Origin of the sequence: Streptomyces sp. MNU76, from assembly GCF_020982545.1 — a bacterium.
Taxonomy (GTDB): Bacteria; Actinomycetota; Actinomycetes; order Streptomycetales; family Streptomycetaceae; genus Streptomyces.
Genome location: NZ_JAJKLK010000007.1, coordinates 258,992 through 273,938 on the forward strand (window position 1 = coordinate 258,992; position 14,947 = coordinate 273,938).

Genomic DNA, 14,947 nt, shown 5'->3' on the forward strand with positions numbered 1-14,947 from the left:
GAATTCTCGTACCGCCGCAACCCTTTTCCGGGGGTTCTCCGTCGCCTGTTCGCGGCTTTCTACGCCGCCCCGCGTTGCAGCGCCTCGCACACGGCTGTCGACTCCCTGGCGCCCAGCTCGATCGCCCTGCCGCAGTGGGCGATCCAGGCGGCCATGCCCTCCGGGGTGCCGGAGGCGTAGCCGTCGAGGGCGGCCAGATAGGCGGCGCGGCCCAGCTCCGCGTGGCCGACCTCCGCCGGGCAGACCGACTTGGGGTCGAGGCCGCTGCCGATCAGCACGATCCGCTCGGCCGCGCGCGCGACGAGGCCGTTGTGGAATCCGAAGGGCCGCAGGGCGAGCAGTTCTCCGTGGACGACGGCGGCCGTCACCAGCGCCGGGGCCGAACTGCCCTGGATGATCAGCTCGGAGAGCCCGTCGAGCCGGCCCGCGACCTCCGCCGGTCCCGGCAGGGGCAGCTCGACCAGGGGCTCCTCGACGGGCTCGCCGTCCTGTCGTGGGCGCCCCACGCGCGCGTCGTCGCTCCCGGCCGCGACCAGGTGCAGCCGGGCCAGCACCCGCAGGGGCGACTGCCGCCAGATCGACAGCAGCTGCCCCGCCTCGGCGGTGAGCCGTAGCGCGGCACCCACGGCGCGGGCCTCGTCGTCACCGTCCTGGCCGCTGAAGTCCGTACGGCGGCGCACCTCTTCGAGGGCCCAGTCGGCGCCGGACAGCGCCGCCGAGCCACGCGCGCCCCGCAGGGCGGCCTCGGAAGTAACCGCGTTGCTGCGACGGCGCATGACGCGGTGGCCGTAGACCCGGTCCACGGACTTGCGCACGGACTCCACGGATTCGGCCACACCGGGAAGCTCTCCCAGGGCCGCGAGCGGATCGGCGGCCGCACCTGTCGTACTCATGAGTACGACCCTACGCGCACCTGCGACCGACCCCTCGAAGGAGTGGTCTTCCCGACCGCGCGAACACCCTGGGCGGCCACCGCACTACCGTTAGTGAACATGAAAATTGCTTTCGTCGGGAAGGGCGGGAGTGGCAAGACCACGCTGTCCTCCCTGTTCATCCGCCACCTCGCCGTCTCAGGGGTCCCCGTCGTAGCCGTCGACGCGGACATCAACCAGCACCTCGGCGCCGCCCTCGGCCTCGACGAGTCGGAGGCCGCCGAACTGCCCGCGATGGGCGAGCGGCTGGCACTGATCAAGAACCATCTGCGGGGCTCCAACCCGCGGATCACCTCCGCCGAGACGATGATCAAGACGACCCCGCCGGGCGACGGCTCGCGTCTGGTGCGGATCTGCGACCCCAACGCGATCTACGACGCCTGCGCCCGTCCGGTGGAACTCGACGGCGGGGCCGTCCGTTTGATGGTCACCGGCCCCTTCACCGACGCCGACCTGGGGGTCGCCTGCTACCACTCCAAGACGGGAGCGGTGGAGCTGTTCCTGAACCACCTGGTGGACGGCCGCGACGAGTACGTGGTGGTCGACATGACAGCCGGTTCGGACTCCTTCGCATCCGGCATGTTCACCCGTTTCGACATGACGTTCCTCGTCGCCGAACCGACGCGGAGGGGGGTCTCCGTCTATCGCCAGTACAAGGAGTACGCCGCCGACTACGGCGTCGCCCTGAAGGTCGTCGGGAACAAGGTGCACGGCGAGGACGACCTCGACTTCCTCCGCGCCGAGGTCGGGGACGACCTGCTGGTCGCCTTCGGCCACTCGGACTGGGTGCGCGCCCTGGAGAAGGGCCGCCCGCCTCGCTTCGAGCATCTGGAGGAGGCCAACCGCCGCTCCCTGCGCACCCTGCACGAGGCGGCCGACGTCACGTACGAGCTGCGCGACTGGGAGCGCTACACCCGTCAGATGGAGCACTTCCACCTGAAGAACGCCACCAGTTGGGGCAACGAGAGGACCGGGGCCGATCTGGCCGCGCAGATCGACCCCGGGTTCGTGCTCGGCGAACAGGTCGCCGCCGCCGTGTGAACGCCCGCTACTGCTTGGCCGCGGGTGCTCCCGGAACCCCCTTCGGGGCCGGTGCCGCTCCTGCGGAGAGGAAGGACGTCCAGCCGTCCTTCGGGGACTGACCGACGCCCAGGCCGCGCAGTCTGTCCAGGACCTTCGGGTCCTGGGCGTCGAGCCAGTCGGCGAGTTGCCGGAAGGAGACACAGCGCACCTCGGGCTTGCCGCAGACCGCCTCGACGGTCTCCTCGACCGCGCGCATGTAGACGCCGCCGTTCCAGGACTCGAAGTGGTTGCCGATGATCAGGGGCGCGCGGTTGCTCCGATAGGCGCGCTCGAAGCCCGCGAGCAGCCCGTCACGGAACTGGTCGCCCCACTCCTCCCGCCGGGCGGGTGCACCCGCCCGGGCGCCGGACTGGTTGACGTAGAAGTTGTAGTCCATGGTCAGGGTCTCGAAGTTCCGCCCCGGGACGGGGACGAGTTGCAGCGACAGGTCCCACAGCCCGTCCTTCTTCTCGGGCCAGACCTGGTTCCGGACGCCGCTGGTGTCGTAGCGGAAGCCCAGTTCCCGGGCGGCCCGCATGAAGTTGGTCTGCCCTTCGAGGCAGGGCGTGCGGGCGCCGATCAGTTCCTTGTCGTAGTCGAAGGGCAGGGGTTCGGCCCGCTCCGTGCCGGTGTTGGTCTTCCATGCCTTCACGAACGACTTGGCCTGGGCCACCTCCCTCTTCCACTCCTCGACCGACCACTCGCCGACCCCGCCGTCGGGACCGCAGAAGTGGCCGTTGAAATGGGTGCCGATCTCGTTGCCCTCCAGCCACGCGCCGCGCAGCTGGTCCACGGTGTCCTTGATCCCGCGGACGTCGTTGAACCCGATGTCGGAACGGCCCGGTGAGTGCTGGGGCGGCCGGTACAGGTCCCGCTTCTCCTCCGGCAGCATGTACACGCCGCTCAGGAAGTACGTCATGGTCGCGTCGTTGGCCCGGGCGACCTTGCGGAAGTGCGAGAAGAGCCGTTGGCTGTCCTCCCCCGCGCCGTCCCAGGAGAAGACGACGAACTGCGGGGGCCGCTGACCGGGCTTCAACCGCTGTGGCCTGGGCAGGTGCGGCTGCGCACCGGTGTACGCGGTGGAGCCGTCGCCGATCAGCCGGACCGCGGTCTTGGGCGGCGCCGGGGCACCCCCCTTCGTGGGCCCGCCCGGCCGGCCCTCCTGCTCCGTTCTCTTCGCGCCGGGGGAACCGGCGGTCGACGTCGGCTCACCGATCCCGCATCCGGCGAGCGCCGCGGCGACGGTCGCGGCGAGCGTGACTCCGGCGGCGATCCTCTGGGTGACGGCCATGTCCCGCCCACCTTCCTTCGCTCTGGGGCAGAGCGGCCAAAGTCACACAGAGTTCCGATCATGATTAATACGACAAGCCGATGAAATGCTCCATTCACCCCTATGGGTGATCAAATGACCTATTTGCGGCTTATGTTCTTGCGCAGCCTTTACCCTGCATTACGATTCGTTTACTGAGCGTTGAGAAATCCCGCCACTGTACGCCGTGTCCACGGCCGCGAACCGACGCGACCGCGCAGCCCCGGAGGAGACGGGAGAACATGTCCGCCTGCGTTCCCACCCCCACCACCGACCCGGACTCGAACCGGACGGAGCGTGACCACCGACCGCACAGCCCGCCGGAGGGCCCGCGTCGCCGGTTCCACGTCTCGGCCGCCGATCTGTCCGCCTCCATCGCGGTCTTCCTGATCGCCCTCCCCCTGTCCCTGGGCATCGCCCTCGCCACGGGCGCACCGCTCCAGGCCGGCCTCGTGGCGGCCGCAGTCGGCGGCCTCGTGGCCGGACGCCTCGGCGGATCCCCCCTCCAGGTCAGCGGCCCCGCGGCCGGTCTCACGGTGGTCACCGCCGACCTCATCCACCAGTACGGCTGGCGCACCACCTGCGCCCTCACCGTCCTCGCGGGCATCGCCCAACTGGGCCTGGCCCACCTGCGCGTGGCCCGCTCGGCGCTCGCCGTCAGCCCCGCGATCGTGCACGGCATGCTCGCCGGCATCGGCGTCACCATCGCGGTCGCGCAGCTCCACATCGTGCTCGGCGGCACCCCGCAGAGCTCCGTCAGCGCCAACCTCGGGGCCCTGCCCGCCCAGTTGGCGGACCTGCACCCCGCCGCGGTCTCCGTGAGCGTCCTCACCCTCGCCCTGCTGCTCGCCTGGCCCCGCCTCCCCGGCTCCGTCGGGCGGCAACTGCGCACGATCCCGGCGGCCCTCGTCGCCGTCGCCGGCGCCACGGCCGCCTCCGCGCTCGCCGCGTTGAGCCTGCCCAAGGTCGACCTGCCGTCCTGGCGCAGCCACGCCCTGGCCGGCGTGCCCGACGGACCGGTGCTCGGCCTCGTCGCGGCCATCCTCACCACCACACTCGTGTGCAGCGTGCAGTCCCTGCTCGGCGCCGTCGCCATGGACAAACTGGCGGCCGGCCGGACCGACGTACGGCGCTCCGACCTCGACCGCGAACTGCGCGGCCAGGGCGCGGCCAACGTCGTCTCCGGCGTCCTCGGCGGCCTGCCGATCGCCGGCGTCGCCGTCCGCAGCACGGCCAATGTCCGGGCCGGCGCCACCAGCCGGAACTCCACGATGCTGCACGGCGTCTGGGTGATGGCGGCCACCCTGCTCCTGGTGCCCGTCCTGGAGCTGATCCCCCTCGCCTCACTCGCCGCGCTGGTGATGGCCGTCGGAATCCAGATGGTGTCCCTGCACCACATCCGCACGGTCACCCGCCACCGCGAGGTGCTGGTCTACGCCGTCACCACCCTCGGCGTCGTCGTCTTCGGTGTCCTGGAGGGCGTCGCGCTCGGTATCGCCGTGGCCGTCGGCGTCGCCCTGCACCGCCTCACGCGCACCCGCATCACCCACGACCAGCGGGACGGCGTCCATCACGTCCATGTGCGCGGCCAGTTGACGTTCCTCGCGGTGCCCCGACTCAGCCGCGCCCTGCACCAGGTCCCCGCGGGCGCCGCCACCGTGGTGGAGCTGGACGGCTCGTTCATGGACCACGCGGCGTACGAGTCGCTGCAGGACTGGCAGCACGCGCACCACGCGCGGGGCGGCTCCGTGGAGATCACCGGCCGGGCCGGCACCCGGATCGCCGAGCCCGCGAGCAGCACGGCGGGTTGCCGCTGCCGGCCCTGGACGCCCTGGCGCAACCACCAGTGCGAGGCGCCGGTCACCCCGACAGCGGGAACACCGCTCGAGGAGGCGGCCGAAGGCCCGAACGGCCATCAACTGGCGCGCGGCATCAGCGCGTTCCAGCGCAACACCGCCCCCCTGGTCCGCGGGGAGCTGGCCCGGCTGGCGCGCGAGGGTCAGCAGCCCTCGCAGCTCTTCCTGACCTGTGCGGATTCCCGGCTCGTCACGTCGATGATCACCTCCAGCGGTCCCGGCGACCTCTTCGTCGTCCGCAATGTCGGCAACCTCGTGCCGCCGCCCGGCGAGGAGAGCGGCGACGACTCGGTGGCGGCGGCCATCGAGTACGCGGTGGACGTGCTGAAGGTACGGTCCATCACGGTCTGCGGGCACTCCGGCTGCGGCGCGATGCAGGCCCTGCTCAAGACCGATCCGCACGGCGCCCAGACCCCGCTCAAGCGCTGGCTGCGGCACGGCCGGCCCAGCCTGGAGCGCGCGACCGACAAGAACCGCCCCTGGGCCCGGCTCGCGGGCCGCGAACCCGCCGACGCCATCGAGCAGCTGTGCCTGACCAACATCATCCAGCAGCTGGAGCACCTGAGAGCCCACGACTCCGTCACCCGCGCCCTGCGTGAGGGGGCGCTCGAACTGCACGGGATGTACTTCCACGTGGGTGAGGCACAGGCCTACCTGCTCACGGAAGCGGCACCGGAGAGCGGAGTCTTCGATCAGGTCACCGGCGCGGCAGACCCGGCCGAGCCCAACGGGACGGTCCTGTACGACACTCGCGCGTGAACCGATGTCCGTCGGGGTCCGTGGGAACGGGTGGCGTCCTGGCCGCACGGCCACCCGCCCACAGGTCTAAACCAATCTGACGAAGGCCCTTGTCATCGAGGGTCCGGGTCTGATGAGCTGTGGCCTGGGACACAACGGTCGCCCCCCGGCAAAGCACCGCAAGGGAGATGTCGTGAGCAACGAAAGCCTGGCCAACCTCTTGAAGGAGGAGCGACGCTTCGCGCCGCCCGCTGACCTGGCCGAGAACGCCAACGTCACGGCCGAGGCGTACGAACGGGCCAAGGCTGACAGGCTCGGCTTCTGGGCGGCTCAGGCCCGGCGGCTGACCTGGGCCAAGGAGCCGACCCAGACGCTGAACTGGTCGAACCCGCCGTTCGCCAAGTGGTTCGAGGACGGCGAGCTCAACGTCGCGTACAACTGCGTCGACCGGCATGTCGAGGCCGGCAACGGCGACCGGGTCGCCATCCACTTCGAGGGCGAACCGGGTGACAGCCGGGCCCTCACCTACGCCGAGCTCAAGGACGAGGTGAGCAAGGCGGCCAACGCCCTGCTGGAGCTGGGCGTCCAGGCGGGCGACCGGGTCGCGGTCTACATGCCGATGATCCCGGAGACTGCCGTGGCGATGCTCGCCTGCGCCCGGATCGGCGCCGCGCACTCCGTCGTGTTCGGCGGCTTCTCGGCGGACGCGCTCGCGACCCGCATCCAGGACGCCGACGCGAAGGTGGTCATCACCGCCGACGGCGGCTACCGGCGCGGCAAGCCGTCCGCGCTGAAGCCCGCCGTGGACGACGCGGCCGACCGCGCCGGCAATGTCGAGCACGTCCTCGTCGTCCGCCGCACCGGCCAGGACGTCGCGTGGAACGACTCCCGTGACGTGTGGTGGCACGAGATCGTCGACCGGCAGAGCAGCGAGCACACGCCGCAGCCGTTCGGCGCCGAGCACCCGCTGTTCATTCTGTACACGTCCGGCACGACGGGTAAGCCCAAGGGCATCCTGCACACCTCCGGCGGCTACCTCACGCAGACGTCGTACACCCACCACGCCGTCTTCGACCTCAAGCCGGAGACGGACGTGTACTGGTGCACGGCCGACGTCGGCTGGGTCACCGGCCACTCGTACATCGTCTACGGGCCCCTGGCGAACGGCGCGACGCAGGTCATGTACGAGGGCACGCCGGACACCCCGCACCAGGGGCGGTTCTGGGAGATCGTGCAGAAGTACGGGGTGACGATCCTCTACACGGCGCCCACGGCCATCCGTACGTTCATGAAGTGGGGCGACGACATCCCCGCGAAGTTCGACCTGTCCTCGCTGCGCGTCCTCGGCTCCGTCGGCGAGCCCATCAACCCCGAGGCGTGGATCTGGTACCGCAAGCACATCGGGGCCGACGCGACGCCGATCGTGGACACCTGGTGGCAGACCGAGACCGGCGCGATGATGATCTCGCCGCTGCCGGGCGTGACGTCGACCAAGCCGGGATCCGCGCAGACACCGCTGCCGGGCATCTCCGCGACGGTCGTCGACGACGAGGCGAACGAGGTGCCCGACGGCGGCGGTGGCTATCTCGTCCTCACCGAGCCGTGGCCGTCCATGCTGCGCACCATCTGGGGTGACGACCAGCGGTTCCTCGACACGTACTGGTCGCGGTTCGAGGGCAAGTACTTCGCCGGTGACGGGGCGAAGAAGGACGACGACGGGGACATCTGGCTCCTCGGCCGCGTCGACGACGTGATGCTCGTGTCCGGCCACAACATCTCGACGACCGAGGTGGAGTCCGCGCTCGTCTCGCACCCGTCCGTGGCCGAGGCCGCCGTGGTCGGCGCGGCCGACGAGACCACCGGTCAGGCGATCGTGGCGTTCGTGATCCTGCGCGGGACGGCGAACGCAGAGGACGAGAGCCTCGTCGCCGACCTCCGCAACCACGTCGGCGCCACCCTCGGCCCGATCGCCAAGCCGAAGCGGATCCTGCCGGTGCAGGAGCTGCCGAAGACCCGCTCCGGGAAGATCATGCGGCGACTGCTGCGTGACGTGGCGGAGAACCGTCAGCTCGGCGACGTCACGACGCTGACCGACTCCACGGTCATGGACCTCATCCAGGCCAAGCTGCCGGCGGCGCCCAGCGAGGACTGACACGTCACATACGGCCTCAAGGGGCACCCGGCCGCAAGCGCGCCTGGTGCCCCTTAGCTAAGCTAAAGAACAGGTGTGCCGGGAAGTCTGGTCGGCGAGTGTTCCGTGCTGTCCACCGACCGGAGGTCCCACTGTGGCCGCGTCCCGTACCACCCCCACCCGCAAGGTCCTCGGCCGGCTCTCCCTGCCGGAACGGACCTTCGTGGCGGACGCGCTGCGCACGGAGACCGTCGGCGGTGTGCTGCTGCTCCTGGCCGCAGTCACCGCGCTGGTCTGGGTCAACGTCCCCGCGCTGCGCGACAGCTACGAGAGCGTGAGCCAGTTCCACTTCGGCCCCGAGGCCCTCGGCCTCGACCTGTCCGTGGCGCACTGGGCGGCTGACGGGCTCCTCGCGATCTTCTTCTTCGTCGCCGGCATCGAACTCAAGCGCGAACTGGTCGCCGGTGACCTCAAGGACCCCAGGACGGCCGCACTGCCCGTGGTGGCCGCGCTGTGCGGCATGGCCGCACCGGCGCTCGTCTACACACTCACCAACCTCTCCGGCGGCGGCTCGCTGGCCGGTTGGGCGGTGCCCACGGCCACCGACATCGCCTTCGCGCTGGCCGTGCTCGCCGTCATCGGCACGTCCCTGCCGAACGCACTGCGGGCCTTCCTGCTCACCCTCGCCGTCGTCGACGACCTGTTCGCGATCCTGATCATCGCGGTGTTCTTCACGGACGGCCTGAACTTCGCCGCGCTCGGCGGCGCCGTCGCCGCGCTCGCCGTCTTCTGGCTGCTGCTGAACAAGGGCGTACGCGGGTGGTACGTGTACGTCCCGCTCGCGCTCGTCGTCTGGGCGCTGATGTACAACAGCGGCGTGCACGCCACGATCGCCGGGGTCGCGATGGGTCTGATGCTGCGCTGCAGCCGACGCGAAGGGGAGGAACACTCCCCCGGCGAGCACATCGAGCATCTGGTGCGCCCCCTGTCGGCCGGTCTGGCGGTGCCGCTGTTCGCCCTGTTCAGCGCGGGTGTCGCGGTGTCGGGCGACGCGCTGGCGAAGGTGTTCACGCAGCCGGAGACGCTCGGGGTGGTGCTCGGGCTGGTGGTAGGCAAGGCGGTCGGGATCTTCGGCGGGACCTGGCTGACCGCCCGCTTCACCCGGGCCTCGCTCTCCGACGACCTGTCCTGGCCGGACGTCTTCGCGGTCTCCTCCCTCGCCGGGATCGGCTTCACCGTGTCGCTGCTCATCGGTGAACTGGCCTTCGAGGGCGACCAGGTGCTCACCGACGGCGTCAAGGCCGCCGTCCTCATCGGTTCGCTCGTCGCGGCGGTCCTGGCGACCGTCCTGCTGAAGCTGCGGAACGCCAAGTACCAGGCACTGTGGGCCGCCGAGGAGCGCGATGACGACCTCGACGGCATCCCCGACATCTACGAACAGGACGACCCTGCGTACCACCTGCGCATGGCGGAGATCTACGAACGCAAGGCCGCGGAACATCGCAGGCTTGCCGAAGTGGCGGGCGGGGCAGGCGTCGGCGACGACGGTCCGGCATGATCTGACAGGACCGTAGACAGGACCGTACAAACGCATATGAGGGAGACCCCGATGAGCGCACCCGACGGCAGCCCGGTCGGAGCCGAACGCAGCGTCGGCCAGTTGGTCGCCTCGGCGACGGCCGAGATGTCCGCGCTGGTGCACGACGAGATCGCGCTGGCCAAGGCCCAGCTCAGGCAGGACGTCAAGCGAGGCGCGATCGGAGGTGGGTTGTTCACCCTGGCCGGCGCGGTGCTGGTCTTCTCCCTGCCGATGCTGAGTTTCGCCCTGGCGTACGGCATCCACACCTGGACCGACTGGAACCTCGCGCTCTGCTTCCTGCTGTCGTTCCTGGCGAACGTGGTGGTCGCGATCGTGCTGGGGCTCGTCGGTGCCGTCTTCTCCAAGAAGGCCAAGAAGAGCCAGGGCCCGCAGAAGGTCGCCGCGTCCATGAAGGAGACGGCGGGCGTGCTGCAGAACGCCAAGCCGCACCCCCGTCGGACCGCCCCGGCGGACGGAGCCGTCGAGGCTGTGGCACGCTCGACGTCATGACCGACCCCGCGACCACCCCGGCCGCCCCCTGGAATCAGCCCGCGTCTCCCGTACGACTCGACGTGCCCGGCGCCAAGGAGCTGATCCACCGGGACGTGGCCGCCAACGGCGCGCGCTTCCACATCGCCGAGGTGGGCGACGGACCGCTGGTGCTGCTGCTGCACGGCTTCCCGCAGTTCTGGTGGACCTGGCGGCACCAGATGGTCTCCCTCGCCGAGGCCGGGTTCCGGGCCGTGGCCATGGACCTGCGCGGAGTCGGCGGCAGCGACCGCACCCCCCGGGGTTACGACCCGGCGAACCTCGCCCTCGACATCACCGGCGTCGTCCGGTCCCTCGGCGAGCCCGACGCCGCGCTGGTCGGCCACGACCTGGGCGGCTATCTGGCGTGGACGGCGGCCGTGATGCGCCCCAAGCTCGTACGGCGGCTCGCGGTCTCCTCGATGCCGCACCCGCGGCGCTGGCGCTCGGCCATGCTCTCCGACGTCAAGCAGACCTCCGCGGGCTCCTACATCTGGGGCTTCCAGCGGCCCTGGATCCCCGAGCGGCAGCTCACCGCCGACGACGGCGCCCTGGTCGGCCGGCTCATCCGTGACTGGTCGGGGCCGAAGCTGCCCGACGACGAGGCCGTGGAGGCGTATCAGCGGGCGATGTGCATCCCGTCGACCGCGCACTGCTCGATCGAGCCGTACCGGTGGATGGTGCGGTCCATGGCCCGCCCGGACGGCATCCAGTTCAACCGCCGGATGAAGCGACCGGTCCGGGTGCCCACCCTCCATCTGCACGGTTCGCTGGACCCGGTGATGCGCACGCGCAGTGCGGCCGGATCCGGGGAGTACGTCGAAGCGCCGTACCGTTGGCGGCTGTTCGACGGTCTGGGACACTTCCCGCACGAGGAGGACCCGGTGGCGTTCTCCACCGAGCTCATCAACTGGCTGAAGGACCCCGAGCCCGACCGGTGAGTCGGCCAGGTCGCCCGCTATCCGAACGTGAACACCCGAACGTGAACACCTGTTCCACGAACAGCCACTTGCCCGGCGCATAGGCCAATTGGGGGGCGTGGGGGCGGTTATCGACCTTGGGGCGGGGGCACACGTCGGGGTATGGGCTGGACGCACGACTACAGTGACGCAGCACGCAACCGCCGCTCGGCCTCGGGCCTGAGCTCGCACCAGAGGGGCGGCCCGCAACTGCAGGGCACCGATCCCCGACTGGGCATTCCGCGCATCCTGCGCCGCCGGGCCCGCTGGGTCTCGGCCCGCCTGCGCCATCCCCGTCCCTGACCTGTACGGGCGATCCCGACCGGGGCGACCCGCACAGGACCTCACACCACCACCGGCCCCGCCCGGCCTCAGAGCGCGCAGCTGTCGCTGTCCACCTGCTGGTTGGCCGTACGGCCCTTGGCGATGTCCTCCTCCACCTCGTCCGCGGTGAGGGCGTAGCCCGTCTGCGAGTCGTCGAGGGACTTCGCGAAGACCACGCCGTAGACCTTGCCGTCGGTCGTGAGCAGCGGACCGCCGGAGTTGCCCTGGCGGACGGTCGCGTAGAGCGAGTAGACGTCACGGTGGACGGTGCCGCGCTTGTAGATGTCGGCGCCGTTGGCGGTGATGCGACCGCGCACGCGCGCGGGGCGGATGTCGTACGCGCCGTTCTCCGGGAAGCCCGCGACGATCGCGTCGTCGCTGCTGACGGCGTCCTTGGTGGTGAACTGCAGCGCGGGCGCCTTGAGGCCGGGCACGTCCAGGACGGCGATGTCGCGCTCCCAGTCGTAGAGGACGACCTTGGCGTCGTACTTGCGGCCCTCGCCGCCGATCTGGACGGTGGGTTCGTCGACTCCGCCGACCACGTGCGCGTTGGTCATCACCCGGCGCTCGCCGAAGACGAAGCCGGTGCCCTCCAGGACCTTGCCGCAACTCTGGGCGGTGCCCATGACCTTGACGATGGATCGCTTGGCGCGCTGGGCGGCCGGGCTGTTCGCGAGCGCGGGGTCGGGGGGCTGGACCTCGGTGATCGGCTCGTTCGAGAACGGGCTGAAGACCTGTGGGAAGCCGTTCTGTGTGAGGACGGAGGAGAAGTCCGCGAACCAGGTGTCCGCCTGGGCGGGCAGGGCACCGGCCACGCCCTGGAGCACCTTGGAGTTGCGGACCTCCTTGCCGAGCGTGGGCAGGGTCGTCCCGGCGAGTGCGGAACCGATCAGCCAGGCGACCAGGAGCATCGCGACGACGTTGACGAGGGCGCCGCCGGTGGCGTCCAGGGCGCGGGCCGGGGACCAGGTGATGTAGCGGCGCAGCTTGTTGCCGAGGTGGGTGGTCAGGGCCTGGCCGACGGAGGCGCAGACGATCACGATGACCACCGCGACGACCGCGGCGGCCGTGCTGACCTCGGAGTTGTCGGTCATCCAGTCCCAGATGAAGGGCAGGGCGTACACCGCGACGAGACCGCCGCCGAGGAAGCCGATCACTGAGAGGATGCCGACGACGAAGCCCTGTCGATAGCCCACGATCGCGAACCAGACGGCGGCGACCAGCAACAGGATGTCCAGCACGTTCACCGCTTCAAGCCTCGCCTCGTCACTACGCGATCACTACAGGCCGACCAGGGGGACCGGTCCGCCGCGCGGCGACAGGGGGACGCGACAGGCCCCAGAAGACGCAGCACGGCAGACACCCTGTCATGAGCGCCAGTCGAGCGGGACCTGCTTCTCGCGGTCCCAGGGGCGCTCCCAGCCCGAGTAGTGCAGCAGACGGTCGATCACTCCGGCCGTGAAACCCCACACCAGGGCTGATTCGACCAGAAATGCCGGGCCTGCGTAGCCACGGGGGTGCACGGCGGTGGCTCTGTTGGCGGGATCCGTGAGATCCGCCACGGGAACGGTGAAGACGCGGGCCGTCTCGTTCGGATCGACGACCCGGACCGGGGTGGGGCGGCACCACCAGCCCAGGACGGGGGTCACCACGAAGCCGCTGACCGGGATGTAGAGCTTGGGCAGCACACCGAAGAGCTGGACGCCGGCGGGGTCGAGACCGGTCTCTTCCTCGGCCTCCCGCAGGGCGGCCCGCAGCGGGCCGTCGGTCCCCGGGTCGCCGTCCTCGGGGTCGAGGGCACCGCCCGGGAAGGACGGCTGGCCCGCGTGCGATCTGAGCGAACCGGCGCGCTCCATGAGCAGCAGCTCGGGTCCGTCCGGGCCGTCGCCGAACAGGATCAGGACCGCCGACTGTCGCCCCGAGCCGTTCTCCGGCGGGAGGAAGCGGCTGAGCTGCAGCGGTTCGACCGTCTCGGCGGCGCGCACCACCGGGTCCAGCCAGGGGGGCAGGCCCGCCTTGTCCAGGGCGACGGGCCCGGCCCACGCGGGGTGCCGCCCCGTCTGGTGCCCGTTGTCGGTGTCCGTGCCGCCGTCCGTCCGGCTCGCGCGTGTCATAGCCACCCCCGTCGTTCTTCCGGTCCCAACGCCCGGAGGGCCGCTGATCGTTCCACTTGGGCCGCGCATCCCACTTGTGGGTGGCGGAAGGCGGGGTGGGGAGAGCGCGGTCCGGAGGGGGCGCGGAACGGCGCGCATGGTGCAGGGGTGTGGGCGCCGGCGCGCGTGCCCGAGGGGCCGGGTGTGGTGACGCGCGTGGCTGAGATGTCGGGTGTGGTGGTGTGGGCGCCGATGATGCCACCGGCGGGCATGGCCGGGCGCTCGGTGTGGGCCGTCATCCGGCGGCTCCGAGCGGCGGGGCCGGGATGCCGCCCGCCTCCAGGTAGGACTGCGGGGGCTTGAGGCGCTGCCCCGGGAAGCCGCCCTTCTCGTACTTCAGGAGCTTCCTGGCCTTCTCGGGGTCGGTCTCCCCCTCACCGAACGCCGGGCAGAGCGGAGCGATGGGGCAGGCGCCGCAGGCCGGTTTGCGGGCGTGGCAGATGCGACGGCCGTGGAAGATCACGTGGTGCGACAGCATCGTCCACTCGCTCTTCGGGAAGAGCGCGCCGATGGCCGCCTCGATCTTGTCCGGGTCGGTCGCCTCGGTCCAGCGCCAGCGCCGTACGAGCCGTTGGAAGTGGGTGTCGACGGTGATGCCGGGTCGGCCGAACGCGTTGCCCAGCACGACGAAGGCGGTCTTGCGGCCGACGCCCGGCAGCTTGACCAGGTCTTCGAGACGGCCGGGGACCTCACCGCCGTGGTTCTCCACCAGGGCCTTGGACAGCCCCATCACCGACTTCGTCTTGGCCCGGAAGAACCCGCAGGGCCGCAGGATCTCCTCGACCTCCTGCGGGTCGGCCGCGGCCAGGTCCTCGGGGGTGGGGTACTTCGCGAACAGTGCCGGTGTCGTCTGGTTGACCCGCAGGTCGGTCGTCTGGGCGGACAGGACCGTCGCCACGATCAGCTGGAAGGAGTTCTCGAAGTCCAACTCGGGGTGCGCGTACGGGTACACCTCGGCGAGTTCGCGGTTGATGCGGCGGGCACGGCGGACGAGGGCGGTCCGAGACTCGGGCTTGGCCGCCGAGGCCTTTCTCCGAGCCGGGGCGGCTCCCTGCGCCGGGGCCGCTCCCTGCGCCGGGGCGGCCTTCTTCACCGCCGCCTTCTTCACCGCCGCCGCCTTCCGGGCGGTGGCCCTCTTCACCGGGGCCGGCTTGCCCACCGGGGCGGGTTGGCCCGCCGGGGCTGCTTTCGCCGGGGCCGTGGTCTCTCGGGCGGAGTTCTCCGCCGCTGATGGATCGGACACCTTCGTCGCCTTTGCCGTTTTGTTCGCTCCCGTGGGGCCCTGTTCGCCCACAGCGGAATCGCGCCGTACAACCACGCGTCCAGCCCCCTCGGCCTGCGCTCTCACCGGCGATTTGGACACCCGGCCAGCCTAA

12 protein-coding genes are annotated in these 14,947 nt (G+C 70.8%); 7 read left to right on the forward strand and 5 right to left on the reverse strand.

The window, feature by feature from the left end:
* Positions 1 to 59: 59 nt before the first annotated feature.
* Positions 60 to 893, reverse strand: a complete 834-nt coding sequence (locus E4N62_RS19120) for an oxidoreductase (RefSeq protein WP_184905327.1) — start codon at positions 891 to 893, stop codon at positions 60 to 62.
* A 99-nt stretch (positions 894 to 992) separates the two neighbouring features.
* Between E4N62_RS19120 and E4N62_RS19125 the strand changes: the two genes are divergently transcribed.
* Positions 993 to 1,973 (forward strand): ATP-binding protein, encoded by a 981-nt coding sequence (locus E4N62_RS19125; RefSeq protein WP_230215935.1) that lies wholly within the window; start codon positions 993 to 995, stop codon positions 1,971 to 1,973.
* Positions 1,974 to 1,980: 7 nt separating this feature from the next.
* On the opposite strand, the gene E4N62_RS19130 is transcribed toward E4N62_RS19125, so the two are convergent.
* On the reverse strand, positions 1,981 to 3,285 hold the full coding sequence (locus E4N62_RS19130) for a hypothetical protein (protein ID WP_230215936.1): 1,305 nt from the start codon (positions 3,283 to 3,285) through the stop codon (positions 1,981 to 1,983).
* 260 nt (positions 3,286 to 3,545) lie between these two features.
* Between E4N62_RS19130 and E4N62_RS19135 the strand changes: the two genes are divergently transcribed.
* The 6 genes from E4N62_RS19135 (at position 3,546) to E4N62_RS19160 (ending at position 11,397) form a co-directional block, all read left to right on the forward strand.
* A complete protein-coding gene (locus E4N62_RS19135; protein ID WP_230215938.1) occupies positions 3,546 to 5,918 on the forward strand; it encodes a bifunctional SulP family inorganic anion transporter/carbonic anhydrase in 2,373 nt (790 codons plus the stop codon).
* Positions 5,919 to 6,090: 172 nt separating this feature from the next.
* Positions 6,091 to 8,049, forward strand: coding sequence for an acetate--CoA ligase (gene acs, locus E4N62_RS19140; RefSeq protein WP_230215940.1), 1,959 nt, complete (start codon positions 6,091 to 6,093; stop codon positions 8,047 to 8,049).
* A gap of 133 nt (positions 8,050 to 8,182) precedes the next feature.
* Positions 8,183 to 9,586 carry a Na+/H+ antiporter NhaA gene (gene nhaA / locus E4N62_RS19145; RefSeq protein WP_230215942.1) on the forward strand — a complete coding sequence of 468 codons (1,404 nt, stop codon included), beginning with the start codon at positions 8,183 to 8,185 and terminating at the stop codon, positions 9,584 to 9,586.
* Between the two features lie 51 nt (positions 9,587 to 9,637).
* On the forward strand, positions 9,638 to 10,117 hold the full coding sequence (locus E4N62_RS19150; RefSeq protein ID WP_230215944.1) for a phage holin family protein: 480 nt from the start codon (positions 9,638 to 9,640) through the stop codon (positions 10,115 to 10,117).
* Positions 10,114 to 11,076, forward strand: a complete 963-nt coding sequence (locus E4N62_RS19155; protein WP_230215946.1) for an alpha/beta fold hydrolase — start codon at positions 10,114 to 10,116, stop codon at positions 11,074 to 11,076. Before E4N62_RS19150 ends, E4N62_RS19155 begins: the two co-directional genes overlap by 4 nt.
* A gap of 141 nt (positions 11,077 to 11,217) precedes the next feature.
* On the forward strand, positions 11,218 to 11,397 hold the full coding sequence (locus E4N62_RS19160) for a hypothetical protein (RefSeq protein WP_078853953.1): 180 nt from the start codon (positions 11,218 to 11,220) through the stop codon (positions 11,395 to 11,397).
* Positions 11,398 to 11,465: 68 nt separating this feature from the next.
* Here the strand turns inward: E4N62_RS19160 and E4N62_RS19165 are convergent, their stop codons facing one another.
* The 3 genes from E4N62_RS19165 to nth all read right to left on the reverse strand — a co-directional run bounded on the left by E4N62_RS19165 (position 11,466) and on the right by nth (position 14,865).
* On the reverse strand, positions 11,466 to 12,665 hold the full coding sequence (locus E4N62_RS19165; protein WP_230215948.1) for a MarP family serine protease: 1,200 nt from the start codon (positions 12,663 to 12,665) through the stop codon (positions 11,466 to 11,468).
* Positions 12,666 to 12,785: 120 nt separating this feature from the next.
* Positions 12,786 to 13,532, reverse strand: a complete 747-nt coding sequence (locus E4N62_RS19170) for a CoA pyrophosphatase (protein WP_230215950.1) — start codon at positions 13,530 to 13,532, stop codon at positions 12,786 to 12,788.
* Positions 13,533 to 13,806: 274 nt separating this feature from the next.
* The gene (nth, locus tag E4N62_RS19175; protein WP_374117017.1) at positions 13,807 to 14,865 is read right to left on the reverse strand and encodes an endonuclease III; all 1,059 of its coding nucleotides are present in this window, start codon (positions 14,863 to 14,865) and stop codon (positions 13,807 to 13,809) included.
* Positions 14,866 to 14,947 lie beyond the last annotated feature (82 nt).

Excerpts from the sequence above, each read along its gene's own strand:
- E4N62_RS19120 (WP_184905327.1), bottom strand. The coding sequence starts at position 893 with ATGAGTACGACAGGTGCGGCCGCCGATCCGCTCGCGGCCCTGGGAGAG.
- E4N62_RS19125 (WP_230215935.1), top strand. The coding sequence starts at position 993 with ATGAAAATTGCTTTCGTCGGGAAGGGCGGGAGTGGCAAGACCACGCTG.
- E4N62_RS19130 (WP_230215936.1), bottom strand. The coding sequence starts at position 3,285 with ATGGCCGTCACCCAGAGGATCGCCGCCGGAGTCACGCTCGCCGCGACC.
- E4N62_RS19135 (WP_230215938.1), top strand. The coding sequence starts at position 3,546 with ATGTCCGCCTGCGTTCCCACCCCCACCACCGACCCGGACTCGAACCGG.
- E4N62_RS19150 (WP_230215944.1), top strand. The coding sequence starts at position 9,638 with ATGAGCGCACCCGACGGCAGCCCGGTCGGAGCCGAACGCAGCGTCGGC.
- E4N62_RS19155 (WP_230215946.1), top strand. The coding sequence starts at position 10,114 with ATGACCGACCCCGCGACCACCCCGGCCGCCCCCTGGAATCAGCCCGCG.
- E4N62_RS19160 (WP_078853953.1), top strand. The coding sequence starts at position 11,218 with ATGGGCTGGACGCACGACTACAGTGACGCAGCACGCAACCGCCGCTCG.
- E4N62_RS19170 (WP_230215950.1), bottom strand. The coding sequence starts at position 13,532 with ATGACACGCGCGAGCCGGACGGACGGCGGCACGGACACCGACAACGGG.